The following is a 310-nucleotide window of genomic DNA, read 5'->3' on the forward strand; positions in this document are numbered from 1 at the left end:
CAGAAATTATGGCGGTTGTGGCGAAGTGGTTAACGCACCGGATTGTGGCTCCGGCATTCGTGGGTTCGATTCCCATCAGTCGCCCCATTTTTCTTAAATAAATTAATATGCGGGTGTGGCGGAATTGGCAGACGCACCAGACTTAGGATCTGGCGCCTTTGGCGTGGGGGTTCGACTCCCTTCACCCGCACTTTTAATTAAATAACTCATACATGTCTTGCGGAAGTAGTTCAGTGGTAGAATACAACCTTGCCAAGGTTGGGGTCGCGGGTTCGAATCCCGTCTTCCGCTCCAATTTTCAATATGACAT

The 310-nt window shown here is 49.4% G+C and carries 3 tRNA genes; all 3 read left to right on the top strand.

The annotated features are described in order from the left end of the window. Nucleotides 1-11 precede the first annotated feature (11 nt). The 3 genes from MR083_RS27060 (at nucleotide 12) to MR083_RS27070 (ending at nucleotide 294) form a co-directional block, all read left to right on the top strand. Nucleotides 12-87: transfer RNA gene (locus MR083_RS27060), tRNA-His, on the top strand. Between the two features lie 22 nt (nucleotides 88-109). After that, nucleotides 110-190: transfer RNA gene (locus MR083_RS27065), tRNA-Leu, on the top strand. 29 nt (nucleotides 191-219) lie between these two features. Next, nucleotides 220-294: transfer RNA gene (locus MR083_RS27070), tRNA-Gly, on the top strand. Nucleotides 295-310: the final 16 nt, after the last annotated feature.

The sequence above is a fragment of the Bacillus cereus group sp. BfR-BA-01408 genome, assembly GCF_022663305.1.
Classification (GTDB): domain Bacteria; phylum Bacillota; class Bacilli; order Bacillales; family Bacillaceae_G; genus Bacillus_A; species Bacillus_A pacificus.